30 protein-coding genes, 1 pseudogene and 1 riboswitch are annotated in these 26,019 nt (G+C 35.4%); of the genes and pseudogenes, 25 read left to right on the top strand and 6 right to left on the bottom strand.

Annotated features, from left to right (window positions below):
- Positions 1-149 precede the first annotated feature (149 nt).
- Positions 150-359 (bottom strand): hypothetical protein, encoded by a 210-nt coding sequence (locus tag NSQ40_RS16390; RefSeq protein ID WP_258248513.1) that lies wholly within the window; start codon positions 357-359, stop codon positions 150-152.
- 76 nt (positions 360-435) lie between these two features.
- Between NSQ40_RS16390 and NSQ40_RS16385 the strand changes: the two genes are divergently transcribed.
- From NSQ40_RS16385 to NSQ40_RS16350, 8 genes are all read left to right on the top strand, one after another.
- Positions 436-1,764, top strand: coding sequence for an RNA-guided endonuclease InsQ/TnpB family protein (locus tag NSQ40_RS16385; protein WP_258248502.1), 1,329 nt, complete (start codon positions 436-438; stop codon positions 1,762-1,764).
- 499 nt (positions 1,765-2,263) lie between these two features.
- A complete protein-coding gene (gene rraA / locus NSQ40_RS16380; protein ID WP_041488465.1) occupies positions 2,264-2,749 on the top strand; it encodes a ribonuclease E activity regulator RraA in 486 nt (161 codons plus the stop codon).
- 385 nt (positions 2,750-3,134) lie between these two features.
- The gene (locus tag NSQ40_RS16375; RefSeq protein WP_098217478.1) at positions 3,135-4,979 is read left to right on the top strand and encodes a DUF4430 domain-containing protein; all 1,845 of its coding nucleotides are present in this window, start codon (positions 3,135-3,137) and stop codon (positions 4,977-4,979) included.
- Positions 4,980-5,034: 55 nt separating this feature from the next.
- Complete coding sequence (locus tag NSQ40_RS16370) at positions 5,035-5,811, top strand: DUF4430 domain-containing protein (RefSeq protein ID WP_003207711.1); 777 nt, start codon at positions 5,035-5,037, stop codon at positions 5,809-5,811.
- A gap of 22 nt (positions 5,812-5,833) precedes the next feature.
- Positions 5,834-6,712, top strand: coding sequence for an energy-coupling factor transporter transmembrane component T (locus tag NSQ40_RS16365; RefSeq protein WP_258248501.1), 879 nt, complete (start codon positions 5,834-5,836; stop codon positions 6,710-6,712).
- A complete protein-coding gene (locus tag NSQ40_RS16360) occupies positions 6,685-8,346 on the top strand; it encodes an ABC transporter ATP-binding protein (protein WP_170957085.1) in 1,662 nt (553 codons plus the stop codon). Before NSQ40_RS16365 ends, NSQ40_RS16360 begins: the two co-directional genes overlap by 28 nt.
- Positions 8,319-9,041 carry an ECF transporter S component gene (locus tag NSQ40_RS16355; protein WP_258248500.1) on the top strand — a complete coding sequence of 241 codons (723 nt, stop codon included), beginning with the start codon at positions 8,319-8,321 and terminating at the stop codon, positions 9,039-9,041. Before NSQ40_RS16360 ends, NSQ40_RS16355 begins: the two co-directional genes overlap by 28 nt.
- Before the next feature lie 214 nt (positions 9,042-9,255).
- Positions 9,256-9,966, top strand: a complete 711-nt coding sequence (locus tag NSQ40_RS16350; RefSeq protein ID WP_003207707.1) for a YwiC-like family protein — start codon at positions 9,256-9,258, stop codon at positions 9,964-9,966.
- Between the two features lie 46 nt (positions 9,967-10,012).
- Here NSQ40_RS16350 and NSQ40_RS16345 read toward each other — a convergent pair whose 3' ends face one another.
- Positions 10,013-10,204 carry a hypothetical protein gene (locus NSQ40_RS16345; RefSeq protein WP_033796274.1) on the bottom strand — a complete coding sequence of 64 codons (192 nt, stop codon included), beginning with the start codon at positions 10,202-10,204 and terminating at the stop codon, positions 10,013-10,015.
- A gap of 455 nt (positions 10,205-10,659) precedes the next feature.
- Positions 10,660-10,758: riboswitch (SAM riboswitch) on the top strand.
- Positions 10,759-10,860: 102 nt separating this feature from the next.
- On the opposite strand from NSQ40_RS16345, the gene NSQ40_RS16340 reads away from it, so the two are divergent.
- The 3 genes from NSQ40_RS16340 to NSQ40_RS16330 all read left to right on the top strand — a co-directional run bounded on the left by NSQ40_RS16340 (position 10,861) and on the right by NSQ40_RS16330 (position 12,339).
- On the top strand, positions 10,861-11,121 hold the full coding sequence (locus NSQ40_RS16340; RefSeq protein WP_003202914.1) for a hypothetical protein: 261 nt from the start codon (positions 10,861-10,863) through the stop codon (positions 11,119-11,121).
- Positions 11,122-11,404: 283 nt separating this feature from the next.
- Positions 11,405-11,980 carry an NAD(P)H-dependent oxidoreductase gene (locus tag NSQ40_RS16335; protein WP_258248499.1) on the top strand — a complete coding sequence of 192 codons (576 nt, stop codon included), beginning with the start codon at positions 11,405-11,407 and terminating at the stop codon, positions 11,978-11,980.
- Positions 11,977-12,339 (top strand): hypothetical protein, encoded by a 363-nt coding sequence (locus tag NSQ40_RS16330; protein ID WP_258248498.1) that lies wholly within the window; start codon positions 11,977-11,979, stop codon positions 12,337-12,339. Before NSQ40_RS16335 ends, NSQ40_RS16330 begins: the two co-directional genes overlap by 4 nt.
- A gap of 80 nt (positions 12,340-12,419) precedes the next feature.
- Here NSQ40_RS16330 and NSQ40_RS16325 read toward each other — a convergent pair whose 3' ends face one another.
- The 3 genes from NSQ40_RS16325 to NSQ40_RS16315 all read right to left on the bottom strand — a co-directional run bounded on the left by NSQ40_RS16325 (position 12,420) and on the right by NSQ40_RS16315 (position 15,416).
- The gene (locus NSQ40_RS16325) at positions 12,420-13,682 is read right to left on the bottom strand and encodes a serine hydrolase domain-containing protein (RefSeq protein ID WP_033797475.1); all 1,263 of its coding nucleotides are present in this window, start codon (positions 13,680-13,682) and stop codon (positions 12,420-12,422) included.
- 100 nt (positions 13,683-13,782) lie between these two features.
- Positions 13,783-14,982, bottom strand: coding sequence for an MFS transporter (locus NSQ40_RS16320; protein WP_033797474.1), 1,200 nt, complete (start codon positions 14,980-14,982; stop codon positions 13,783-13,785).
- A 14-nt stretch (positions 14,983-14,996) separates the two neighbouring features.
- Complete coding sequence (locus tag NSQ40_RS16315; RefSeq protein ID WP_003202902.1) at positions 14,997-15,416, bottom strand: MarR family winged helix-turn-helix transcriptional regulator; 420 nt, start codon at positions 15,414-15,416, stop codon at positions 14,997-14,999.
- Positions 15,417-15,590: 174 nt separating this feature from the next.
- On the opposite strand from NSQ40_RS16315, the gene phaZ reads away from it, so the two are divergent.
- The 4 genes from phaZ to NSQ40_RS16295 all read left to right on the top strand — a co-directional run bounded on the left by phaZ (position 15,591) and on the right by NSQ40_RS16295 (position 18,470).
- Complete coding sequence (phaZ, locus tag NSQ40_RS16310; protein ID WP_258248512.1) at positions 15,591-16,505, top strand: intracellular short-chain-length polyhydroxyalkanoate depolymerase; 915 nt, start codon at positions 15,591-15,593, stop codon at positions 16,503-16,505.
- 63 nt (positions 16,506-16,568) lie between these two features.
- Positions 16,569-16,823 carry a hypothetical protein gene (locus tag NSQ40_RS16305; protein WP_003202898.1) on the top strand — a complete coding sequence of 85 codons (255 nt, stop codon included), beginning with the start codon at positions 16,569-16,571 and terminating at the stop codon, positions 16,821-16,823.
- A gap of 266 nt (positions 16,824-17,089) precedes the next feature.
- Complete coding sequence (locus NSQ40_RS16300; RefSeq protein WP_018781751.1) at positions 17,090-18,286, top strand: MFS transporter; 1,197 nt, start codon at positions 17,090-17,092, stop codon at positions 18,284-18,286.
- Positions 18,270-18,470, top strand: coding sequence for an NETI motif-containing protein (locus tag NSQ40_RS16295; protein ID WP_018766317.1), 201 nt, complete (start codon positions 18,270-18,272; stop codon positions 18,468-18,470). Before NSQ40_RS16300 ends, NSQ40_RS16295 begins: the two co-directional genes overlap by 17 nt.
- Positions 18,471-18,598: 128 nt before the next feature.
- Here the strand turns inward: NSQ40_RS16295 and NSQ40_RS16290 are convergent, their stop codons facing one another.
- The gene (locus NSQ40_RS16290) at positions 18,599-19,111 is read right to left on the bottom strand and encodes a GNAT family N-acetyltransferase (protein ID WP_309137987.1); all 513 of its coding nucleotides are present in this window, start codon (positions 19,109-19,111) and stop codon (positions 18,599-18,601) included.
- 519 nt (positions 19,112-19,630) lie between these two features.
- Here NSQ40_RS16290 and NSQ40_RS16285 point away from each other — a divergent pair.
- The 10 genes and pseudogenes from NSQ40_RS16285 to NSQ40_RS29505 all read left to right on the top strand — a co-directional run.
- Positions 19,631-20,035 carry a hypothetical protein gene (locus NSQ40_RS16285; RefSeq protein ID WP_018766319.1) on the top strand — a complete coding sequence of 135 codons (405 nt, stop codon included), beginning with the start codon at positions 19,631-19,633 and terminating at the stop codon, positions 20,033-20,035.
- Positions 20,036-20,087: 52 nt separating this feature from the next.
- On the top strand, positions 20,088-20,396 hold the full coding sequence (locus NSQ40_RS16280) for a WXG100 family type VII secretion target (RefSeq protein WP_018766320.1): 309 nt from the start codon (positions 20,088-20,090) through the stop codon (positions 20,394-20,396).
- Positions 20,397-20,413: 17 nt separating this feature from the next.
- Entirely contained in the window at positions 20,414-21,145 is a 732-nt protein-coding gene (locus NSQ40_RS16275; protein ID WP_003202888.1) for a DUF5081 family protein, read from the top strand.
- Positions 21,145-21,474 carry a hypothetical protein gene (locus tag NSQ40_RS16270; protein ID WP_006095325.1) on the top strand — a complete coding sequence of 110 codons (330 nt, stop codon included), beginning with the start codon at positions 21,145-21,147 and terminating at the stop codon, positions 21,472-21,474. Before NSQ40_RS16275 ends, NSQ40_RS16270 begins: the two co-directional genes overlap by 1 nt.
- A gap of 35 nt (positions 21,475-21,509) precedes the next feature.
- Positions 21,510-23,228: a hypothetical protein gene (locus NSQ40_RS16265; protein ID WP_098206471.1), complete on the top strand. Its 1,719-nt coding sequence runs from the start codon at positions 21,510-21,512 to the stop codon at positions 23,226-23,228.
- A 15-nt stretch (positions 23,229-23,243) separates the two neighbouring features.
- Positions 23,244-23,585 (top strand): hypothetical protein, encoded by a 342-nt coding sequence (locus NSQ40_RS16260; RefSeq protein WP_018766323.1) that lies wholly within the window; start codon positions 23,244-23,246, stop codon positions 23,583-23,585.
- A 729-nt stretch (positions 23,586-24,314) separates the two neighbouring features.
- Positions 24,315-24,581, top strand: a complete 267-nt coding sequence (locus NSQ40_RS16255) for a hypothetical protein (protein WP_018766324.1) — start codon at positions 24,315-24,317, stop codon at positions 24,579-24,581.
- Positions 24,582-24,589: 8 nt separating this feature from the next.
- Complete coding sequence (locus NSQ40_RS16250; RefSeq protein ID WP_231382333.1) at positions 24,590-24,805, top strand: HNH endonuclease; 216 nt, start codon at positions 24,590-24,592, stop codon at positions 24,803-24,805.
- 105 nt (positions 24,806-24,910) lie between these two features.
- Entirely contained in the window at positions 24,911-25,366 is a 456-nt protein-coding gene (locus NSQ40_RS16245) for an SMI1/KNR4 family protein (RefSeq protein ID WP_258248496.1), read from the top strand.
- A 327-nt stretch (positions 25,367-25,693) separates the two neighbouring features.
- A pseudogene (locus tag NSQ40_RS29505) lies at positions 25,694-25,917 on the top strand (HNH endonuclease); the annotation flags it as partial.
- Positions 25,918-26,019: the final 102 nt, after the last annotated feature.

Raw genomic sequence — 26,019 nt, 5'->3', positions numbered from 1 at the left:
ATATTATTAATTCCGATGATTGAGTTGGAGATATAATAGATCCATGTACTGGAATGTAATAAAAAGAGCCATTTGGCTCTTTTTATTATTTTATTGAGAAGGCTTGCTCTTCTTAATGGAGTGAAGATAGTGGGGCTAGGTACTGAAATTTAATTCGTATTATTTTGGAATTTCGGTATCTTTTTAATGCCTTCGGTTCCTATGATACTGCCAATAAGTGCAATTAATACGCTTGAAGAAATAAATTTGACTACATAATAAATTCCTGTTCCAGTAACCAAATCTAAGATTAAAAACTTTTTTATGGTTGAGCATTTTATTATATGAATAACAATTTGATCATTTTTTCTATTCAATATTGTCACACCCTTATCCTTTTTATTGTTCTGCTATGCTAGAGGCAAGGGGAAATAAGATAAGAAAGGAGAAAACATTATGTTTGTCACGCATGCGTTTCAAATTCCATACGAAAAAGAACTATACGAATTTCTTCGTTCTATGCAACGAGAAGCAGCGACTGTTTGGAATGATATCGTTCGCGAAGCGACCAGTTATTATTTCACATGGAAGAAATGGCTCAGTAAAACAGAAATCCAATCAGTTCGCAAACAAACGTATAATTTGCATTCTCAAACGGTACAAGCAATTGCGGATAAATACGAAGTCAATCGTGAAACGATTCGTAAACTGCGAAAAACAGATAAAAAGGCAAAATATCCGTGGAGAAAAAAACATTTTTATTGCGTTCCATTAAAAAAAGCAAGTATGGATATCACAGACAAAACAATTGTAATTAAACGCGCTGATTTTAAAATCAATCTTATCGATTTATTAACGAAAAAAAAGAAAAAAGGCTGGAATGAAAAATTCCCAAAGAAAAATGCACATATCACCATTCCAAATTTGGCGCATGAAGATATATCAAATTGTAACTACGCAGAAATTGTATGGCGTAACGGTGCCTATTGGTTTTGTTATAGTGTTTCTATTCCAGAAAAAGACCTTTCTGGACAAGAACAAAAAGTAGCTGGTGGTGATCTAGGTGAAATTCATGCCGTAACCGTCGCAACAGAAGATAAAGCATTATTGATTTCTGGAAGAACGATACGTAGTATTTCTCAATTTCGTGCAAAAGCATTAGCAGACCTAAGTAAAAAAATGGCACGCTGCAAAAAAGGTTCTCGTCAATGGAAAAAATATAAAACGGCACGAAATCGTATTCGTCAAAAAAGTAAAAATCAACTCGAATATTTAGAACTCAAAACAACAAAAGAAGTAGTTGAGTTTTTAGAACAAGAAAATGTCACACATTTTGTCATTGGAAATGTATCAGGAATTGAAAAAAGCACAAGGAAAAACCAAAAAAAGAAACAAAAAACAACAAAAAAGAGAAGACAACAATTATCTTTATGGAACCAAGGGAAAATGAAACAAAAACTAACATACAAATCATGGTTAAAAGGTATACAAATAGATAAAACAGAGGAAATTTATACGTCACAAAGTTGTCCATTTTGTGGTGGTAGACACAAAGCAAATGGACGAAGTTTCAAATGTTCTGTTCACAAAACAGAAATCCATCGTGATGTAAACGGTGCGCAGAATATTGCCCGTAAATTATATCAGATGGACGTAAAACCAATCGTTTCGATTGTATATAAACAACCAGTTTGGCATAGACGTTTTTTGTCTGAAGATATGAGACAAAAAACCAAACATCCAAATGATAAACCGAAAAAAAGTATCGCCTGTCGAATGGCGTAGTTGGCACAGACCTTGCCCTCTTTTTGGTGTGTTTCACTGCTAAGAGTTGTTCGCCCAAGTCTTGCCTCTGCATCTTCTTCTGGAAGAATGCAAGTAGGGTGTTTGCGAAAAAGAATCCCATGGCTTCAGCCGTGAGAGTGGTCAAAAGGAAAGGTTGTCATATTCACTCATGACTACATAATAGTTATCTAATTTCAGTGTTGATGATTAAAAAGTAAAAAGAGGTTAACTAGCTTTTTAACAAAAGCTTCATTATAAAAACAAAAGAGCAGCTAGCAAAAGCTAACTGCTCAGCCCCCAGGGAAAGGGAGAAAAGATTGTAGGTACTACAAAATTGTATAAAAGCTATTCACCAGCCTTTATACAGTATGTACGGAATTTGAAATATTATGCAGATGGGAAAGAAGCTATAGTATACAAAATTACGCAATATAAGACAGGTGAAAAATAAAACGACAAGAATATGTAACATATATTGAAAAAGAAGAGAGGGAGAAAGATGTGGAGAACGACAGATCTTTGTGATGCTTTTGAAGGAGACGTACAAGTATGTAAGCCTATTTTTCAATCATATGGGAAGAAAGAACGATTTCATGGAAAGATTGCTACGGTTAAAGTGAAAGATGATAATGTATTAGTAAAGGAAGCACTGCAAACTTTACCAGAGGGGACTGTGTTAGTAGTTGATGGAGGTTCTTCTACGAACTGTGCGTTACTTGGAGATAACTTGGCAAACATTGCAAAGGAACGAAATATAGCAGGGATTATTGTATATGGATGTGTTCGTGATTCTAGGGAACTGCGAAACATAAATATTGGTATTTTAGCATTAGGTACAATGCCGAAGAGAAGTAGAAAAGAAGGAAAAGGAGAAACAGAAATTCCTTTGCAATTTGGAGAAATTGAGTGGATTCCTAATCAGTATGTGTATGCTGATGAAGATGGTATTATAGTATGTGAACAACCGATTCATAGTAACCTGTAGTATCTATATAATAGAAGCTTTATAATTTAATGTAACCGGCTATTATTCTTAGAAAATAAATCAGAGAAAACATAGACAAAATCTCGTGTCAATAGTAAAATAATACAGAAATTTATAATTTGATGAATGTATAGGTATGTCGTTTATACGATAACTTTAAAAGGAAATTGGTGGAAATAAAAATGGGTTCGCCGCTAAAAGTGAATGTTATCACAATGATACATTCATCAGCTACATGATCTTTCCTATACAAATACAACCGCTACCTATGCGGATAGGAGGAGGTGTTGTGCATTTTGGTTTAGCACTCACGGTAGAGTGCTATTGCACGCCCTTGAAGGGCCTTTTTTTATGTATATGTAAGCAAAGGGAGGAATAACCAAGGATGGCAATGATAAAAAAATGGCTGCTTACGTTGATAATGGCAGTGGCATTAGTATTTGTTTCATTTACAAATACTGTACATATTACGTTTGCTGAAGGGAAAACAGCAACACTTGCGATCATTGGGGAATCGCAAAAAGGAGTTATTTTATGTCCGAAAGAAGTGTCAATTGAAGATGGGGAAACAGCCTATAGTTTGTTACAAAAAGTTATGGGGACTAAAGTAACAGCTGAGAATACGAAGTATGGTATGTATGTTAAAGGTATTGACGGTTTAATGGCTGGTGATATAAGTGCTACAAGCGGATGGGCATATGATGTAAATGATCAAGCTGCCATGGTAGGGGCAGATAGTTATAAATTAGAATCTGGAGATGTTGTTGCATTTCGTTTTGTTGTAAATTGGGACAATATGAGCATAGAAAAGTTGCAACAAGTACTCGATAAGAATGGAACTTGTAAAAAAGATTCAGGTACAGCAAAACCAGAAGAACAAAAGCCAGAGGGACAAAAACCAGAAGAACAAAAGCCGGATGGACAACAGCCTGAGGAGCAAAAACCAGAAGAACAAAAGCCAGAGGGACAAAAACCAGAAGAACAAAAACCAGAAGAACAAAAGCCGGTTGGACAAAAACCTGAAGCTCAGAAGCCACAAGAACAAAAGCCTAATGAGTTGAAAGAGCCAATCAAAAATGAATTACTAATGAAGCAATTAGATCAAGCGATTGCTAAAACATCAAAAAAAATGATGGAAGATGGAATCGATAGTGATTGGGTAGCAATTGCACTTGCTCGTTCAGGAAATAATATTCCAGTAGAAACAAAAATTAGTTATTTACAATCTTTAACACAAAAAGTAGAAAAACGTGTGGAACGATTTAGCGCTACAGATATAGCGAGAACTGTTTTAGCGGTATCAGCGGTAAATGGAAATCCAACAAATGTTGCAGGAAAGAATTTAGTTCAAAAACTATATCAATCTGAAAAACTAAATTCTGTTACTGGTTATACATTTGCTTTACTTGCACTTGATACAAAAAAATATGAAGTACCGGCTGGAGCAAAGTGGAATCGTGCGGCTTTAGTAAAAGAGATTTTAAATGGACAGCATACAGACGGTGGTTGGACATACAATGTTGAAAGTAGTAAGAAAGAAGCTAGTAATATTGATGTAACGGGTATGGTTTTATCGGCATTAGCACCATATCAGAAACAACCAGAGGTAAAGCAAGCTGTAAAAAAAGCAGTGCAATATTTATCAAATAAACAATTGAACACTGGCGGATTCGAAGCTGATGGCCAAGAAAATTCTAATAGTGTTGCACAAGCAATTATTGGACTTGCTATTACAGGGATTGATCCAACTAGTGAAGCATTTACTAAAAATAATGTAAACGCAGTTCAAAATTTAATATCATACCAACTTGCAAATGGTGAATTTAAATGGTTGCCAAGCGACGAAGAGGGTAGTAGTATGGCTACTGAACAAGCACTTTTAGCACTTGTTCAATATAAGGCATTTGTAAATGGTAAAGGTTCTATATATGATTGGACAAATTCATCAACTGAAGATGATATAAACTTAGTTGATGAGCCGAAGGAACCTGTAGTGGATGAGAGCAATGTGATTGAAAAGCAAGAAGTGATTCAAAAACAAGAGAAACAAACAAACGATGAGAACTCTCGTGTTGTTACGAAAGATAACACAATAAATAATGAAAAAACTGCGAAAAATCGTCAGTTACCAAAAACAGGAGCATCTGCTTGGGATACTGCTATGCCAGTAGGAATGGGCGTATTATGTATCGCTTCAGCATATGTTTTATGGAGACGAAAAGCAGCTTAACAAAAATTAGGAGCAATGATTTGCTCCTAATTTTATTAGGAAAGGTGAGAAAAACATGAATATGATGAAATGGTTATTCTCAGTTGTCCTTTCATTTGGATTGCTTGTTGGATGTAGCCAAAATGAATCGAAATCTGAACAAAAAGCAATTTCAAAAACGGAACAAAAAGAGAAACTGAAACAAGAAGAGAAAAAGGAAGAAAGTAAACCGGAAGAACAGCAAGAATCAGTAGAGAAAAAGCAACAAGAAGAGCAGCGAAAGGATAATGAGGAACAAAAGCAGCAAGAACAACCTGAAATAAAGAACGAAGAGAAAAAAGAGCAAGAACCAGTTGCTCAGCAAAAACAACAAGGACAAACAAAAGCGCAGCAAGAACAACCTGAGCCAGCGAAAGCGCCAGAAGCAAAAGAAGAGGCAGTAGTAAATCAGCCGAAAGAAACACCGAAGCAGGAACAGCAGAAAGATCCAGAACCTAAAGTAGTACCAAAGCCAGAACCACAACCAGAACCAAAGCCAGTACCAAAACCAGAGGAAAAGAAAGTTACCATTTCTGTACATGGAGATCAGGGGTATTTATTAGGTGCGAAAAAAGTAGATATGCAAGAAGGAACTACAGTTTTTGATGTACTAAAGAATACGGGATTGGAGATTGATTCAACTGGATCTGGAAATAGTAAATATATAAAAGGAATCAATGACTTATATGAATTTGACAAAGGACCGAAAAGTGGATGGAAATACCGTGTCAATGGTACTTTTCCAAACCGAAGTGCAGGTGCATATAAAGTAAAACCAGGAGATAAAATCGAATGGGTATATGTGTTAAATTAGGAAAGGGCTTTAGGTAAAGGTTATGAAAATCATTTTTTCTTCTTTACATCCTTTTGTGAATTTTTTCTATTATATTGGGGTGATGATACTATGTACGATGTGTCTTCACCCTCTTTTTTTAATGGGTGCGATTATTATGATTGTACTGTTAAACATCATGCAAGGAAATGGCGAGAAAATAAGAACAATGTTACCAAGCACATTTGTTTTCTTTGTAATGGTGATTGTGTTAAATCCTTTGCTAACGCATAGGGGAGCGACGACATTGTTTCGTTTAGGGGATAATCGAATTACATTAGAAGCGTGCATGTATGGGTTAATAATGGGATTATTATTACTTGCTATTATGTTCACATTTACTTCCTACAATGACATGATTTCAAGTCATAAATTTTTGTATTTATTTTCACGGATTTCACCGAAAGTGGCGCTATTGACAATGATAACAGTGCGTTTTGTTCCTTTATTCATCCGGCGTTTAAGACAAATTACACTTGTTCAAAAAACAAAAGGTGTTCAATTAGATTCAGGCTCATTCATAGGGAGAATCAAAAATGGAATGAAACTCTTGCAGGTGTTGCTTGTTTGTTCTCTAGAAGATGCATTACAAACGGCAGATTCTATGCAAGCGCGTGGATTTGGAGTGACGAAGCGTAGTACGTACATTCGATATCGAATGGAAAGGCAAGATTGGTATATACTTGTCTGTTTAGTGATTTTATTACTAAGCTGTTTTGTGTTTAATTATTGTGGTGCTGGTAAACTATTAATCTATCCAAGGATGGAATCACTTGTATTTCAGCAATATGATGGACTATTATTCGTGTTATTTATACTGTTTATTAGTTTACCAATCATAATGGAAGGGAGGGAATGGTTATGGTGGCGCATGCAGAAATAAAAAACTTAGCATTTATGTATGCTGATGAAAAAGTACAAGCATTAACAGGCGTTTCCTTAGCGGTTTCTCAAGGTGAATTTATTGTGCTCGCTGGTGGTTCAGGATGTGGTAAGACAACACTTTTGAAACATTTTAAGAAAGAGTTACTCCCAATTGGAAAGCGCACAGGTAGTATGTATTATAATGGAACTTCTTTACTGGAGATGCCAGACTTATTGTCAGCACAAGAAGTGGGAATGGTGTTTCAAAATCCAGAAAATCAACTTGTTATGGATACGGTAATTCAAGAATTGGCATTTTCTCTTGAAAATGTTGGTCTAGAGACAAATATAATTCAAAAGAGAATCGCTGAATTAATTAGTTTTTTAGGTTTTCAAGATTTGTTACACCAGTCTGTTCACACGTTATCGGGAGGACAAAAACAACTTGTTAATTTAGCGGCAGTTCTTGTTTTACAACCTAAATTGTTACTGCTTGATGAACCGACAGCACAGCTTGATCCAATTGCAGCAAAAGATTTTTTAGGGTTATTGAAACGAATTAACGAAGAACTCGGGATTACAATTATCATGAGTGAACATCGTTTAGACGAAGTAATGCCACTAGCAACTCGAGTTGTGTTTATGAATGCTGGGGAAATTATTTATGATGGAATCCCGCAACAGGTTATATCTAAAATGTGGACAGTAGAAGAATTTCGACCGTTTATTCCTCAAATTCCAAGATTGTTTTTAGAATGGAATGTAGAGCAAATACCCTTTACGGTAAGGGGAGCACAAACACAAATTCATTCCGAGTTACCTATCGAACATGAAGTGCCAGTTATATCGCAAACAGAAAAAAAAGAAGTGATTTTACAAGTAAAACATATATCCTTTCAATATGAAAAAAATAGCCCTTTTATTTTACGGGACTTAACCTTATCAATTGAACAAGGGAAGTGGACTGCGCTTGTTGGGAAAAATGGTACTGGAAAATCAACACTTTTAACCATCTTGGCAGGATTAAACAAAACTAGAAGAGGAAAAGTACGGTGGAACGGAACGGAGATTCATAAAATTGATTCAAAGGAACGATTTAAAAGAATAGGTTTTGTATCGCAACATCCATATTATCATTTTACATTTGAGACGGTGTGGGATGAAGTTTTTGAAAGAGCAAATGAATTATATGGTGATATAGGGAAAGAAATCGCAGAGGATATGTTGAAAAGATTTTGGCTTCATTCTATTCGAGATCGTCATCCACATGATTGTAGTGGGGGAGAACAACAGTTAATCGCACTATGTACGGCTTTATTATCGAAGCCAAATTTATTATTACTAGACGAACCGACAAAAGGGCTTGATCCAGAAAAAAAAGAAAAATTAGGTGTGCTGTTTCAAGAGTTACAAAAAGAAGGAACAACAATTGTGATGGCAACACATGACATTGAATTTGCAGCTAAATATGTTGATCATTGTATGATGTTATTTGATGGGAACGTAATTATGGATGATACACCAAAGAAATTCTTTAGTGATAATTTCTTTTATACAACATCTATTAATCGTTTTATTCGCAAGCAATTACCTTATGCATTAACGTGGGAGGATGTGTACAAATCGTGTCCAAACGATATTTTGCTCTCATAATGCTTAGTTTCATTATTGTAATAAGTACGCTTCTCTTTACTTCTTTTGTAACAGATAAATATTATATTTGGTGTAGTTTATTTTTATTATCCATTATCATGTTACCTTTTTATATACGATTTGAGAGGAAAGCATTTGTTTCACGTGAAATAGTCATTGTAGCTGTTTTAGCAGCAATAGCAGCAGTTAGTCGTGTACCGTTTTCCATTATGCCGAGTGTACAACCAACATCTTTTGTTATTATTGTATCTGCAATTGTTTTTGGAAGTGAAACAGGCTTTATGATTGGGGCAACGGCAGCACTTGTATCTAATATATTTTTAGGACAGGGGCCTTGGACACCGTGGCAAATGTTTTCTTGGGGAATGATAGGCTTTATAGCTGGTTTACTTCGAAATACATTTATAATGAGAAAGTTATGGGGGAGAGTCATCTATGGGTTCATAGCCGGCTTTGTTTTTGGCTGGATTATGAACTTGTGGGGGATACTTGGCTTTTTAGAAGGATTAACATGGAAAGACTTTATTGCATACTACGCTGCAAGTTTTTACTTTGATCTAGATCATGCACTCTCAAATGTAATTTTTCTTGTTTTGTTTAGCTCATCGTGGATTAGAATTATTACAAGGTTTAAAAAGAAATATGGAATTTTAGATGATGATAAAGAGCTATTATCTCAAGTAAACAAAGCATAAGTACATATCATAAAGCATAAGAATATAAAGTAGGGTCGCGACTTACATATTCGTTTGCCTCTTTCATGCTTCTTACCACTGGTGAGAAGCATTTTTTCATACATATTATATTGTGAAAAATGTCAAGAGATCGATTTAATATGCTTCGATTTTTATATAAGATTTTTTATATAATAGTAAATGAGAAAAAATTCAAAGAGGAGATGCCTTATTCATGAAGCTAGTTGTTCCAAAGCAGCACGGTGCATGGGGGATGCTGCTGATTCCATTTATACTTAGTGTAATACTTGGTAAAGCTACTTTCTATCATATTCCACTCTTTATCGCTTGGTTATTTATCTATTTAGCAACATATCCATTTTTAATGTACATGAAGCAACCGCGAAAGAAAGAATTTTTACATTCAGCAATTATTTATTTTATTATTGCATGTGTCTTCGGTATACTATCTTTACTATACGAGTGGAGAATTCTTTTCTTCGCAGCTGTTATGATTCCGCTCTTTTTTGTGAATATATATTTTGCTCGTCAAAAAAGGGAACGAGCTTTAGTAAATGATATTTGTGCAATACTTGTTTTCTGCACGGGCGGTTTGATTAGTTATTATTTTTCAATGAAAACAATTGATGAAACAGCATGTTGGATTGCAGCAACTTCTTTTTTATACTTTTTAGGTAGTACATTTTATGTGAAAACAATGATACGTGAAAAGAATAACCCGACATATCGCTATGTATCATGGGGATATCACATTTTCTTAACTGTTGCATTGTTTGTAGTAAACCCATGGCTTTCTCTAGTTTTTATACCTAGTCTAGTTCGAGCAATTATATTATATGGTAAGAAAATATCTATTTTAAAAGTAGGGGTTTTAGAAATCGTTAATTCTGTATATTTTTTAATTGTCACGGCAATACTGTTTTAGTATGCCATTTGAGTTACATCCCATCTAGTAAATAGATGGGATGTATTTATTCTTGTTCCAAAATATGAACCGCATGATCACATTTTTGTAAGGCGTGCTCCACAGCCTGTAATGATTGTTCTATACGTTCTCGATTATCACTTTTTTCGACTGTTTGTAATGCGTGTTCTAAAGATTGTTTAGCTTCATGTAAAGAATGATAAGAATCTTGAACATATCCACGTGCGTTTTTGTTCATTATATATTCCTCCTTTATCCCGCTATTTGTGGGCAGTAATACTCCTACCTCAAAATTCGGTGAAAGCATTGTCCAGCTCTAGCGGCTAGAATCTCCGGTCGTTTCGTTCCCTCGGACGAGGCAAAAAGCGCCTCTCTGTCGGGGGCTCCAACGTCCTGTGATTCTGAGCGAGCCGCTTCCGCTTTTCTAAAGAAGTTAGGTGGGAGTTAAACTGCCCGTAAAAGCTCGATTGGTCGGGCTAATAATCAGTGGGGGATGTAGAAAACCCCCACTGATTAAAGTTCCACTCTATTGCATACACTTCTAGTATGAGCGTTAGAAAAGAAAATATAACTTGTTTTAAATGTTTTATCCCTGCTATTACAGATAGTAATGGTTCAATTGATTAAAGTTTCACTTTATATGATTTGACAATTGAAATGAAAATGGCTATAGTAGGCTATAAAGTGAATATTTTCTTATCCAGAGAGGTGGAGGGACTGGCCCGATGAAACCCAGCAACCGCGATGCAGGTGCTAATTCCAGCAGAACATATTTGTTCTGGGAGATAAGACGAAGATATATACGTAACTTCTTCTTATCGAAGAGGTTTTTTTGTTGCAAAAAAACCGATTCTAAAAACAACAGAATAAGAAGAAAGGGGTTGCAATTGTACTGTGACACTTGAAAAATACGTAAAGCTGCGTAATGCAGTATATGAATATATGATGGAGCAAGATAAACCAATATCACTATTAGATATTCAAGAACATATCGTTTCGCATCATGAAGGAAAATTCACGAAAAAAATGTTACACCAATTTTATTTATCAAGGTTATTAGACGAATTGAAACTGGATGGGAAAATTACTTTAGCTGATGAAGAATACCTCTATGCTGAAAAAGGGGTATATTATAAGGCGCGAAAAGGGAGCTAGGCTCTCTTTTTTCATGCTATAATTTATCTGAAAATTAAAAGGAGTATGTAGAGTAAAAGACTGCAGAAGCAGCCTGATACAAGGGAATGGTGTTGAGTGTGTAGTGTCAAAAGTTGAATATGCCCTGAAAGAGGCATTTCATTCGGCTAAAAACGAAAAGAGACACCTTCGCCGAGTAGGTGTCAGTTGTTGTGTCATGTAGGCTTGCTACTTGACATGTATTAGAATATCATGCAAACCAGGCGGAGTCAAAAGGGAATTTAAGGAAAGGTGTTGTTTGGAGATGAATGTACTAATCATATATGCACATCCCAATCCATCTAGTTTCAATGCATCCATTTTAGAACATGTGCAAAAAGGACTTCAAGAAACGAATCATTTTGTTACATTGCTTGACCTATATAAGGAACAATTTAACCCAGTACTTATTTTTAATGAAGATAAGAGAAGACGTGATTTAGTATATGAAGAAGAGACAGAAAAATACAGAAGATTGATCAAAGAGGCAGATTTTTTTATTTTTATTTATCCAATATGGTGGTGGGGAATGCCAGCTATTTTGAAAGGGTTTATTGATCGCGTTTTTGTTACAGGATTTGCTTATAAATATGAAGGGGCGTTACCAAAAGGATTACTCATAGGAAAAAAAGCATGGGTTATTAATACTTTAGATTCGCCGTTATGGTACGTGGCACTCTTATATCGCTCTGCTGATTGGGTGATTATGAAAAAGGGGATTTTACGATTTTGTGGTATACGCCAAATAAAACGTTCAGTCTTTCAATCTGTAAAAACAAGTAAAGCGATAAAACGGGAAAAGTGGCTGCTAGAAATGCAAGAAAAGGCTAAAAAATTATGAGTGAAATAGAAAACATAATGAGATGCTGTAATCGTACTGATGAATTGTTCCGTACATATATTGCTTGTTTGCTTCAATTGAAACACCATAGCGAGATGTTTCAAAAAGTGTATCAAGAACTAAGAGTTGATTATTTAGTAAGGGGAATTTGTGAACGAGAAGTCGATGGGGTTATTAAAGAAAGCAAGGAGTATAAGATGTATGACTTACCCAAAGCATTACGGTGGGATCTTTTACGAGCAAATCCTTCGAGTATAGAAAATGTATGTACAGAATTATTTGGGTACGGGAGTTTGAATTTCACTACTAGGGAATGGGAAAATGTGATTATATGTATTGAAAATGGACAATCACAATAATAGTTATTATGTAAAAAAGCTAGTATAAAACTAGCTTTTTGTATGTTTCAAACTTAAATTAAAAGAAAGCAGAAAAGCTCTCACTCCTGTGAAAGCTTTTCTAAGTGTTTTGCAATTTGTATATACATATTGGAGTAAGTAGAATGGACATCACTGCTCGGACTAGCATTTGATGAAAAATGAACAATCACCATATTTGCTTTTGGATCGATATAGAGGCATTGTCCGTAACTTCCTAACACTTCAAAAGCGCCCTGTTCGTTATGAGGAATCCACCATTGATTATGATAAGAAATAGGTGCACCTTGTCCGATTGCTAATTCGCCTTCTTGTACGCTCTTTACACTTTCCGAAATAGAGGAAGGGAGAACTTGCACGTCATGATAGCGACCGTTATGTAAAATCAATTGCCCAAATCTGGCCATATCTCTTGCAGTGGCGTTTAAACCGGCGCTTGCTTGTTCAACTCCTGTTTCATCCGTAACATAATACGCATTTTCTTCCATACCTATTTTGGACCAAATTCGTTCACTTACATTTTCGGCTAATGATTTACCGGTCACTGTCCGTATAATCCAGCCGAGTGTTTCAGATGAGCCGTTATTATATGAAAATGCAGTTTCAGGTGATGCTGTTTCTTTTGCTTCTCGTAACATATCATAAATTTTCATAGGACCATCATAGTTTTTACCACGAGGAAGAATATTGCTAGCTAAATATAACTGTGCATCTTGATTTTCTAATCCTTGCTGTATATACCCATGTGTCGGGTATTCAGCAGAAACCTGCATGTCCATTAATTGCTGAATCGTTGCTTTCCCGAAAGGTGTATTTCGTAATTCTTTGACGTATGTTTCAGCGGTCTTATGTACATCGATGAGTCCTTCTTCGGTTAATGATTGTACAAGTGCACCAGTAAATACTTTTGCTAAAGAGGCCATTCCATGCGGCTCATTTTGTTTATATCCATTGAAATAATGCTCGTAAACAAGTTTTCCGTTATGTACAACGACAAATGCATCTGTTTTATTCTCATCTAATAGTTTTTTTAAAGGAATATTGCCCCCATTTTCCTTTTCAACAGAAAAATCATCTAAGTTTTGTAATGCAGTAGGGAATGCTAATACTTGCATAGGATTGTTTTTTACTTCATTTGTTAACGCTAGTTCTTTCATATTTGTGTATGACCAACGTAAGTAGGGATCTTGCAACCAGTTTTCCTTTGTCACGTTCTCTTTAGAAGGAGAGATTTTATTTTGTTTAAAAAATGCAAATCCAAGCCCAGTTACGATAAATAGTAGTGTAAGTATGAGCAATAAAAGGGGAGATTTTTTAAAGTTCATCTATGTACCTCCTTGTTATTTCTACAGTAAGTATACGCTCGTTTTCTTAGAAATACAAAATAAGGAAAGTAAACAGAGGAGTTTACTTTCCTTATTAACATTAAGCTGATAATTTCCTGTCTGTATGTTGCTTTTTGAACTTTTGTTTTCTGCCATGTAAGAAGTAATAAATAAGTAATGTAAATGCAACGATAATGGCTGCAATAAAATACATATTATGATAACTTGATTTTGCAGCGATGATACCTAATATGAAAGAACCAAACCCAATACCGCTATCAAAGAATGAGAAATAAGTAGCTGTTGCTGAGCCGCGTCGATGGTTTGGAGCCGCAGAAATAGCAATGGTTTGGAAACTTGGAATTAATGTTCCATAGCCTAAACCAATTAATACACCTGCACCAAGGAACCAAAATGACGTTTGTGCTTGGCTTAAGATGAACATTCCAATTGTAAAAATAATAATCGAAGGATAAACAAGTATATTTTCACCGAAACGATCAAATATTTTCCCTGTGAATGGACGAGAAAGTACAACAACGAGTGCGTACACAATAAAGAAGTAGCTTGCAACTTCTCCTAAGCCAATTTCTTTTGCATAAATAGGAATAAAAGATAAAATGCCACTATAAGAAAATGCTAAAACAAATCCTGTTAGAGCAATTGGAACTGAAGAAGGTTCAATTAAATCTTTCCATTTCATTCGTTCACGTTTTTGTTTATTTACTGGTTTTTCATGTGGAATATTTACAAGTAAACCTAATAGAAATGCTAGTAATGAAAATACAGAACAAACGATAAATAGAATAGTAAATGAAAAGTGCGAAATAATCGTTAAACCTAAAAAAGGACCGATTACCATCGGCAGACTCATAAATACACCAAAATAGGCAAGTGCTTCACCACGGCGATGCGGTGGTGCGACATCTGTGACAATCGTACCTGTTGCTGTAGTCGCCATTCCAAACCCAATCCCGTGAAGGAAGCGAAGGGCAAGTAATAAAAATAAACTTTGTGCACCGAAATACATGACGGTAGCAGCTAAAAATAACGAAAGAGAAATAAATAAGATTTTCTTTCTTCCTAAATCATCAAGCCACTTCCCGGTAAACGGACGGCATAGGACAGAAGAAATAAGGAATACTGTTGCGACTAAACCAATTTCTTCTGGTTTTCCTTTCAATCCATCTATTACATAGACGGGCAGGGTGGTCATAAGCATGTAAAACGTTAAAAAGAGAAACAGACTACTAAAACAAGTTCCAAGGAAGTCCTTCGTCCAAAGTCTCTCACTTTGCATCGTCATCCCTCCAATTAATCATCTAAATTTTTAATAATAGCTTCTAGTACTTGAAATGCTCGCTGCAAGTCTTCTTCATTAATATCCTGCAACGTTTTTTCTTCAAAAGTATCAACTTCTTCTTGCCATACTGGAATCATTTCTAATGCTGTTTCTGATAAGGAAATGAGCTTTTCGCGGCGATCTTTTCCCTCAGTTCGAATGATCCATCCCATCGTTTCCATACGTGTTAATGTACGAGTCATCGTTGGGGATTCAACGTTTAAGTATTGACATAGCTCAGTTTGTGTACAAGGCCCCGTTTGATTGATTCGGAAAATGACAGCCCATTGTGCACTAAATAAACCTGTTGGTGACACACGTTCATTAAATTTCTTAGTAAACTTTCGAGAAGTTTGGCTGACAATGTGAAAAAAATGTTGTTTTTCGTCCATGTATTTAATCCTTTCAAATTAGTTACCTAGCTAACTATATACCTCTTTACCATAATTGTCTAGTGAAAGGCCTGTAGTTTTATGTAAAAATTTTGTATCGTTTTCGTATTGAGAACATACATTCTATATGGTATTCTAAAAATAAGTTTAGAATTTTCTTTCTATTACGGTTGGATGGGGGAATGTGTGATGATTAAGCCTGCAACAATGGAATTTGTTTCGTTATCAAATGGAGAAACAATCGCATACCAAGAAGTTGGAAGGCGAAATAAAGAAATACTTATACTCATTCACGGGAATATGACATCTTCACAGCATTGGGATTTAGTCATTGAGAAATTACAAGATGAATATCATATTTATGCCATTGATTTAAGAGGTTTTGGGAAATCGACATACAATAAGCCAATAGATTCATTGCAAGACTTTGTAGGTGATGTAAAGCTATTTATAGATGAGCTACAATTGAAGAAGTTTTCACTGATGGGCTGGTCAATGGGTGGTGGCGTCGCGATGGAGTTTACGGCTTGCCATACGGAGCTTGTAGAGAAACTTATTTTGGTAGAATCAGTCGGAATGAAAGGATATCCAATCTTTAAAAAGGATATTAATGGTCAGCCTATCGTATCCACGTTATTAAAAACAAAAGAAGAAATTGCACAAGATCCTGTTCAAATTGCTCCTGTACTAGATGCCATTAAAAATATGAACAAGCTCTATTATCGAACGGTTTGGGACTTACTCATTTATACACATAACAAACCAGATCCAGAGCGCTATGAAAAATATTTAGATGATATGTTAACGCAGCGTAATTTTGTTGATGTAAACTATGCTTTAATTACATTTAATATTTCAGATGAACATAATGGAGTCGTTCCTGGAAATGGATATATCCACCGTCTGCAAGTTCCAACTCTTGTCGTACAAGGAGATCGTGATTACGTTATACCGCAAGTGGTAGGAGAAGAATTAGCAAAACATCTCCCGGATGCTGAGCTAGTCATATTAGAGGATTGTGGGCATTCGCCGTTTGTTGACTGTTTAGATGAATTTACGCAGCATGTTATAAATTGGTTAGAGAAATAGTACATTCCCAAAGACCCCAATGTTACATATACTATAATATTTGTATCTAAAGGGGAATTTGCAATGAATGTTTTTGCAGAAAGAATACATGAACCTTCTCTTATATTTCACTCACCATATAGTAGTCATGCATATACAAAAGTATTTGTCCATCCTATGTATATACAAGTTTATGAGCAACCTTTTGCTCCACAATCGCAAGTACAGCTTATACCAAGTGTTGCTATGTATAATTTCTTTTATGGCCCTATCTTATATGGAAGTCCGTTTTTTAAACATTTTAATCATATTGTAAAAGCACAAATTTGGGATGGCTAAGAAGTTAGAAGAGTAATCTTTTAACTTCTTTTTTATGTTGATATTCACACACTCATTCTTGAAAAAAGTTTATCCCGCTATTTGCGGGCAGTAAGACCCCCACCTCAAAATTCAGCAAGAGCAAAGAAGTTAGGTGGGAGACGGGCTGTCCGTAAAAATCCGATTGATGAGGGCTAATAATCAGTGGGGATGAAAAAAACCCCCCACTGATTAAAGTTTCACTTTATAATGAAAATTGGTGAGCTTGAAAAGGGAGAGGGAACAGGATGTCAATACGATTTACATTTTGGATTATGGTGGGGATTGTTGCGATTTCTGGATTATCGCAAGGGATGCTTCTACCAGCTATCGCAATGATTTTTGAACAAGAAGGAATTCGTTCCAGTATTAATGGAATCCATGCAACTGCGTTATATATTGGAATATTATTTATTTCGCCATGGCTTGAAAAACCGATGCAGCGGTTTGGAATGAAGCCAATTATCGTAATCGGTGGATTTCTCGTTATCATTTCATTATTCTTTTTTACACAAACATTTTCATTCTGGATATGGTTTTTACTTCGCTTTCTAGTAGGAATAGGAGATCATATGTTACATGTTGGAACGCAAACGTGGATTACAACGACATCTGATCCAAGTAAAATTGGAAGACAAGTATCTATATATGGAGTGTTTTTTGGTATCGGTTTTGCAGTAGGACCATACTTAGCGAGTACTGTTCAATATGGACTTGCAACTCCATTTATTGTATCGACGATTCTTTGCTTAATAGGGTGGTTGCTATTACTTCCAACTAAAAATGCTTTTCCAGCTCAAGATGAAACAGGGAAAGAAAATGAATCATCGCTTTCTCGTTATAAACAAGTATTTGTACTTGCGTGGATTGCACTTATGGGACCTTTGGCATACGGTGCGCTAGAAGCAATGCTGAATAGTAATTTGCCAGTATATGCACTTCGAAAAGGTTGGTCTGTTTCTGATGTATCCTTCTTATTACCCGCATTTGCAATCGGGGGAATCATTACACAAATTCCACTTGGTATATTAAGTGATAAATATGGAAGAGACCGCATTTTAACGTGGACATTCAGCATCAGTACAGTAGTTTTCTTACTTGCTGCGGTGTTTGACGGGTATTATTGGATTGTATTTGGGTGCATGCTCTTAGCTGGAATGGTAATCGGTTCATGTTTCTCATTAGGACTTGGCTTTATGACGGATTTATTACCAAGACACTTACTGCCAGCAGGGAATATATTATCCGGAATTGCCTTTAGTATAGGAAGTATTATGGGACCTGTATTAGGAGGCGTATTTATAGAAAAAATACAGTATACAAGCTTTTTTATAGCAGTTATGATAATAATGGCAATTATTGCACTTCTATATATCACATATATGAAAAGTCAATTCGCATCAAGAAAAATAGAAAGTAGGTTAGGGCATGACAAAACAACCTAATAAGAAAAAATTTGAAGTACAAGAGAACGAAAGTATTACAGATTGTTTAGCACGTATGGAACGTGAAGGATATGCACCTTCGCGTCGCATGGAAGAGCCGATCTTTCATGAAGTGAAGAAAGATGGACAAACAGTTGTAGAACCGTGCGGAAGAAAAATTGTTTTTGAAGGAAAGTTGAAATAAGGAGAGGTTCTTTGTACTGAACCTCAAAAGTTAGACTTTAATCGGAGTGATTCCTCACTCCGATTTTTCTTTTCGTTTTAATCCAGTTTCGATACGATTTCAAGTATGACTCTTGGGGTTTTATGGAATCATAGTTCGATCCAGTAACGCTGAACAATTTCGCCAGTATTCTGGGAAATTACTTCATCTTCTAAGATACCTCCAACTTTTTGAATGGTTTTGGCAGAGGCGATATTTGCTTTGTCACAAGTTATCAAAATTTTCTCCAATCCTAATTTTTTCGCTTCAAATAAGGAAAGCTGAAGTTGCCCAGTGGCGTAACCCTTTCGACGTTCGCCCGGGTGCACGCTATAACCGATATGTCCGCTCTCCATCAGTAATTCTGGTGTTAATCGATGGCGGATATTGATGAAACCGATTAATTTCCCCTTTTCAATGCTCAAAAACTGAGTAGATGGAACTCGATTTAGTGGTAAATTTTCTCCCTTTTCTTGGATTGTGACTTTTTCAAGCCATTCGTCAAAGGAATCAAATTGTTGTAAGGAACAACTACCATGCGGTTGTTCTCTTGCATCTAGGAATGCTTGCCGATAAGCCATGATTTGTTTGCTATGCTGGTGTGTTGGTTTCACTAACTGCATTGTCATCATCTTTCTCCTATATCATTTTTTTACATTACACTGTCTTACTTACTTGCTCTAACTCATTATAGTTTATAATATTTAGAATAAATCGAACAGAGTAAGCAGGGGAGTAGTTTAATTTTCTAGCACTAAACCTTTCAGACAGTTTCATCCATTGACTAACCAGTTCAAATGAAGGAATACCGTATTTTTTCAAAAGAGTAGAATAACCATAACTCGAATTAAGAGATTCTTCAACAAGACGCATTTTTAACCTGCTATTCGCTGGCAGTAAGTATTCTACTGATGGAAGTTTCTGGGTTGTATAGCTTTATAAAATTACTTGCTATTTACAAAGTGGGCATGATGAAGTGTTCTATCTTAATAGATAGTGAAATGACTATCATTTTTTGGTAAAATATTGATATAAAAAAATATTCATTATATATTAATAAATCAGAATGTAATCGCAAGAAATTCTATACGAAATATATTGAAAAATATATTATCTTATCAAGGTAAATAAGGGGGATCATGATGTCGGGAAGTTTGGTGGATTCGTTTTTAGAGTTTTTCGGGTATACAGAAAGTAAACGGAAGCGTGATCAATATGATAAATTGCATGATTACTTAAAAAGTAAGGAAAAAGAATTAGAAAAATTGATTGAAGAGATTGAATCAGCAAAGAAAAGGTATGATGCGAAAAATGGTGGATTATCATCTGATAAAATTCCAGCTCGTGAATTTGAAGTAAAACGTCCTCAAAAGGATCAAGAATACTCCAAGACAATCAGTTATTTTCGCGAAGCCCTAGGTAATGTAAGGTCTGCTAAAAGCAGGGCATATCAAAAATGGGAGGAATATAAGGCACAAGCAATTTCAGAAGAACAAACAGCTGCAGCAGCTATAGAAGCAGAAAAAAATAAGTTAAAAAACTCTTAGAGATAGTAGAGTAGAAAATTGTATAAAGTATTGAAGGAAAAGGGGAATGGGAATGCATCGTCAAGAAATTGAGATTCATGGAAATGAAATATCGAGTGCCATTTCTTATGCAGAGCAGATTGAAAAGGGAGTAAAAGAATCACTCCAGCAAGCAAATGAACTAAAATCACATGTAACCGGTTCTCGTTGGAATGGGAAAACACGAGATGCCTTTTTATGTTATTTAGAATTGCTCATCCAGTACAATTCTGAAGTCGCAGATGCACTTGAAGGACAGACAAAGGCGCTTAAGGAGCTTGATAAGAACATTCATTCCTTTACAAATAGGGATGAAGTAGAAAATATAAAAAGATTGAAATAGAGAGGAGGATAAAACAGATGGGAAGAGAAGTGTGGAGCTTTACACCTGCTGAACTGTACACATTAGCTGGTGCAGCTGGAGTCACGTACATATTCGGCTTACAAGAGCGTGAAATTCTTGCTTTAACCGATGAAGACTGCATAACGAAAGCAACAGCGAAATTAAAAGACAAAGGGCTTATTACAGAGAATAACGGGCTGACACCAGCAGCTTTTCAGCTGATTGAATTACTGAAGGCATATCAAGAAAGCCAAGAGTATACGCGAATTAATAATCTATTAATTGGATTTTTGCCACAAGATAAAGACAGAGTAGCTGTCTTAACAGAACGAAAACAAAATGAAGAATATGAAATTCATTACATAGCGAAGCGAGATGTCTATTTTTCATTACTAGAACGGATTCCATTTTTAATGCGAGAACCAAGAGAAATTGAAGATACCTTCTTTACAAAGAAGATGACAGAAAAAGAGCAGCAAACTTTTGAAGAAATGGATTTATCTGAAAAGGATTTACTAGCTATCGAAACAGTGTCTCGCCCGCGAAGCCGAAGAGCAGAAGATAGAGGGAAATGGGAATGCTTCTTGTACTTTACAGAGGGGGAAGACTTTATTCAAATAGAAGTAGAACGTAAGCGTTATGAATGGGCTAGTCTGTATGCGGTGAATAAGAAATTATATGATGTTTTAAAAATGCCGTATAAGAAAATAAGTGATCCACGACAATTCTCGTTAGGAGGACGAAATTAATGCAAATACCAATGGAAGATGGCGGAGCAAGTAGCAGTTCAGAAATTGTATTGAATTATGATGAGATAGAAGACATTATAAGACGTCTTCAAAGCATATATAACATTTATTCAGGTGCTATAGCGACAAATGCGAAAAATCTAGAGAAGTGTCAATTCTATCTTGAAGGAGAAGCGATGCGAGTTATAGACGTGTATCCGAAAATATTAAATAAAATATTGGAACTAGCAGACCATTATAACCGAGCGGCATCCATTGTAGAGGTTGTTCGCCAAGAAATGAAAACACAAGATGAAGAATTACATAATAAATTACAACCTCAAGAATAACTACGGCTGATATGGGAATGGGGGATGGAAGAAAAATGGATGTTAGTTATAAGCCGAAAGATTGGGTAGATATGAAAGATGGCTTGAACCAAATCACAAAAGATACATTCGTAAAATTACATCAAGCGAATGGTCTTTTAAAAGATGTACAGGAAAGAATACATGACCTTGATTCAGATGGAAGTATTTATTTTCATCATAAAGATCAGACTGAAACAATTGCGGAATTACATGTTGCATATACGACTCTACAAAAATATTGTGATGACGCAGGGCAAGTCGTTTATGATCATATTGATAAACCATTTTTAGTAACAATGGATCAATTTGCACAAAAAATGAGAGATTTATCAATTAAAAACTTTGAAACTACAAACCGAATTGGCTCTACAACAACAACTACAGTACCAGGTTCATATAGTTACGGTAACACACCGCAAACGATCACAACAACAAAACCTAAAATAACGGTGGATGATATTTTCAAAGACTCACGTGCATTTGATAAAGTTCTTCATGCTGAATATGAAGAATGGAAAAGAAAAGATCCAAACATGAAGCTTGACTATGAAGAATACAGAAAACGTGTTCCTTCGACGCGAGGGTTTGAATACAGATCAATAGAGGATGAGCAAAAACAACTAGAGGCATGGCGTGACTTTGGATTAGGAGTTCTAACAGTCGGAGCAATGTTCATTTGTCCACCATTAGGGGTTGCAGCATCACTGGTATTTGGCGGGCTCCAAGTAAAAAGTGCCCATGACGGAGAAGACTGGGGAACACACCGGAAATTAAGTCAAGGAGAAAAAGTAGAAAGATATGTTTTTGGTGTCTTCGATATTGCGAGTGCTGGAGCAGCTATAAAAGGATTCAAAGCTTTTGGATCATTCGGGAAATTACAGGAGGAAGCAACGAGTTTTAATCCAAATCAAGGGAAAAATATGGTACAATCATGGCGAGACGGAAAAAATATTACGCTTGACCGCATGAGACTAGCAGGTCTAAAAGCAGAAAAATACGGAAATGAAAAAATGTATCAGCTTGGCGGAAAAATGACTCAAGGAATGGAGAATACACTTGCCTTCTTCAACAAGGGGCATGAAATAGTTGGAGACGGTGTAGTAGCAGGGAAGCAAGGCGGTCCAGGAAAGGTTACCGAGTGGGTTAATACGCGCCATGCAGAGAGTAGTAAGTTTATGGATGGTAAGATTCAGGGGCTTGAGGCTTCGCTTGCGGAGAGGAAGTTAGGTAAGGAAGTTAGCGGTGTTGCAGGTAAAATAGATCCTCTAAGTAATCCTAAAATAGCAAAAGAAATTGAAGCTAACTCTGATGCTGTTTATGGATATTCACCTAAACAAGGGTCGCCTTTAGATAAATTCGGAATTGATTGGACCAATCCAGAAGAAGTTGCTTTTGCAAAAACTGAAAGAATGAAGTATCTTAAGGAATTAGAACAAAAAAGGAATCAGCTTACAAATGAGGTTACTAAACTTCAAAGTGAAGGAATGTCGCTTGAAGAAATTGCAAGAAAGAAGGTTGAAAAGCGAAATTTGGATAGAATACAATCATATCTTGATTCCAATAATCTTGAAGGACTCAATGCAATGAAAGCACGGAATCGTCAAACATATGGTAGAGAGGAAGGGCCTACACCAGAACAACTTTTTGACAAATATGGTTCATGGGAAGATGTAATATACAGTAGCACAAAATCAAGCCCAGCAATGGATGTGTTAACAGGTTTGTATAAGTAGTAGGAGGTTATGATTATGATTGAGGAAAAACAAAATCAAAATACACGGTGTTATGTGGAAAATAATTTAAGAATCCGTATACAGGAAATAGAGGATGGAAAAGCAAAACTGTGGGTGGCAATTGATAAGTTAAACATTTGCTTTACATTGATTATGTATGATTTTATGGATTGGTGTGAGCGAGAGATAAATATAAACTTGGAGATTGATAAGAGTTGGAATAATCATAGAGGTTTTATTATAGACAGTAAAGACCAAGTAATAATTATGTCGGAAATAAAAAGATTCATTAATGAATTTAATGTAAAACCTAATGAAAATGCTGATCAATTTTCAGATGCTGAGTGGTATGCATAAATATGACTTTTTTCTGATGCTATAAAATACTTGGAAAGCAGAATTTTTAGCTGGACATTATTTTTCTAACAAGAGAATCCGGGAGTTAGTCCTCTGGATTCTCTTTTCTGTCTTTCGAAATTTTCATACCCATAATCTTATTATCTTTAAGTTCTTTTGAATCTTTACGTACAATTTTATTCAAAGTGTCAGGAAGGATTGAACCAGTATATAGTGGGAAACCTATAAAACAGGATTCGTTCATAGTGGAACATCGTATTCAAGGAATGGAAACGGTTATACGTGAAATTTTAAATAAAGCAAGAAGATAATACTATGTCATAGAAGAAACTGCTTGAGAAGATATTTTTTATATAGCGGGATTATTTACTGAATTTCTAAAAAAACATTTTATGATGAAGATGATGAGTAATATTAAATAAGTAAATGCGGTAATAAAGACACCTAAACAATTTAAGTTGTTTAGGTGTTTTATTTTGTAAATTAGAGATAATATAATAGGATAAACATGGAAAATATATTAAGAAAGAGTTAGAATCTGATGAGTAGGTTTATAGGTATTAATAATTTTCTTGATTAAAATAAAAAAATGAACTGTTCAGTTAGAGTATGTAGATTTTAGGCTTTCTCAAACTAGTGACCTTAATAATAGATATTGTTCAAAAAATGTATCGGATCGGCGGAAAGATGGCCGAGGGTGTGGATATATAGCAGCTGTCTTCAAAGGCCATGAACCAGTTGGAAACGGTACAATGTGGCGGTGGACCAGGAAAGGTTACCGAATGGATCAATAAGCATCATGCAGACAGTAGTAAGAAAATCAATGATGAGAAGGGGATTGAGGCTTCGCTTGCGGAGAGAATAGGGAATGCTGGCTCAGGAGTTAGTAAGTCAAACTTCCTAATGTTAAAACCGAAAAGGTTACTTTTAATAAAAGAAATCCAAATGACACAGCTCAATTGCGAAAGGATTTTAATAAGGTCAGGAAAGAGTTGATGAAATCTATGGCTGATAATCCTGAAAAAATAAAAGGATTAAAAAAATCTGCAATTTCAGATAATGATATTGAAGATACGAAGGAATTCGGACTAGTTCCTGACGATTGGCAAGCTCATCATAAAATCCCTTTGGATCAAGGTGGTAGCAATGATGTGGAAAACTTAGTTCTAATAAAAACCATCCCTATCACAAGATTATTACAAATGAACAAAATTCATTAACAAAGGGTATGAAACCTGGGGACAGTAAAATAGTAGATTTTCCTATTCCAAAAGGAGACATTTATCCTCCTAATAAGGAATAAATATTTTTTAGAAGGTGATTATATGTGGAGAGAGCAAGTTAGTCAGATATCCAAAATAAGAGAGAAACGAAACCGAAAACTCAATTTACCTACCAATGAAAACGAGTTATCAAGATTTCGTAAATCTGTAGTAGAAAAATTTGGTGAAGATGTACTGCCACAGCAATACTATGAATTTTTAGAAACAGTTAATGGAATTGAATTTAATGGACTTAAAATTTATGGGATTGACCAAAATTTTTTGGATTCAAAGCCAAAAAATCAGGTGGATAGTTTTTTTGATGCCAATGAAACATGGGAGTCAATTAAAGACGAAGATGAGCTGGTTTTTTTGGGAGATTCAGATATAGCTTGGTATTGTTATAATGTTTCTAAAAAAAACTTTGTTGAACTAGATAAGCCTTCAGGTGAGCATATGGAAACTTTTTGCGATTTTGATACTATGCTTGAATCTGCTTTCTCTGTAGCACTTAGTTAAATGTACAACCCGCCGTCAACTTTTGGCGGATGGAGAGTGTTGTGTAGCACACAGAACCTGACCAACTGCTAACTGTTTAAAGGTGTGAGATGATAGCAAATGAATCTGGATATTTATTACTGGAATTGGTAAAGAAAGTGAAGATTATAAATCACTATTTTTGACCTTGATTGGCTCATGCCTTTCAAGGTTTTTTGCTTATTAAATAAATGGTTAATATTTGTTTAAATATAGGCACATTAGTCATGTATAAAAAGGGGTGATTTGTTTGAGAATTGAGAGCTAATGAAGGTAGTACCATCATGGAGCTTTATTTTAGTACTTGAAAATGAAAAGCTGTATCAGCTTGGAGAAAAAAATGGCGAAAAACATAGATCACATGACTGCTAAAACTGAAAAATGAAATCAATGAATATAGCTTAATAACATCTAAGCAAGGCGATACAGATTTCCATAGCTGGGTAAATAAGCATCATATAGAGAGCAATAAGATTATAGATGATAAGATAAAGGGTGTAGAGGCTTCCCTTGCTAGTAAGGGTACGGATAACACTGCTGAAGAGATTTTGTTTTCACAAAAGTATATATTTAAATTAAGAACTGGTGAATGGCCTCCACCAGGGTGGAAAGGCTTTGAATGATAAGGGAGGATA

The organism is Bacillus sp. FSL K6-6038 (genome assembly GCF_038050455.1).
In the GTDB taxonomy this organism is placed as follows: Bacteria; Bacillota; Bacilli; order Bacillales; family Bacillaceae_G; genus Bacillus_A; species Bacillus_A pseudomycoides.
Note: the sequence above shows the minus strand (reverse complement) of the source record. Positions and strands in the feature narration are given on the sequence as shown.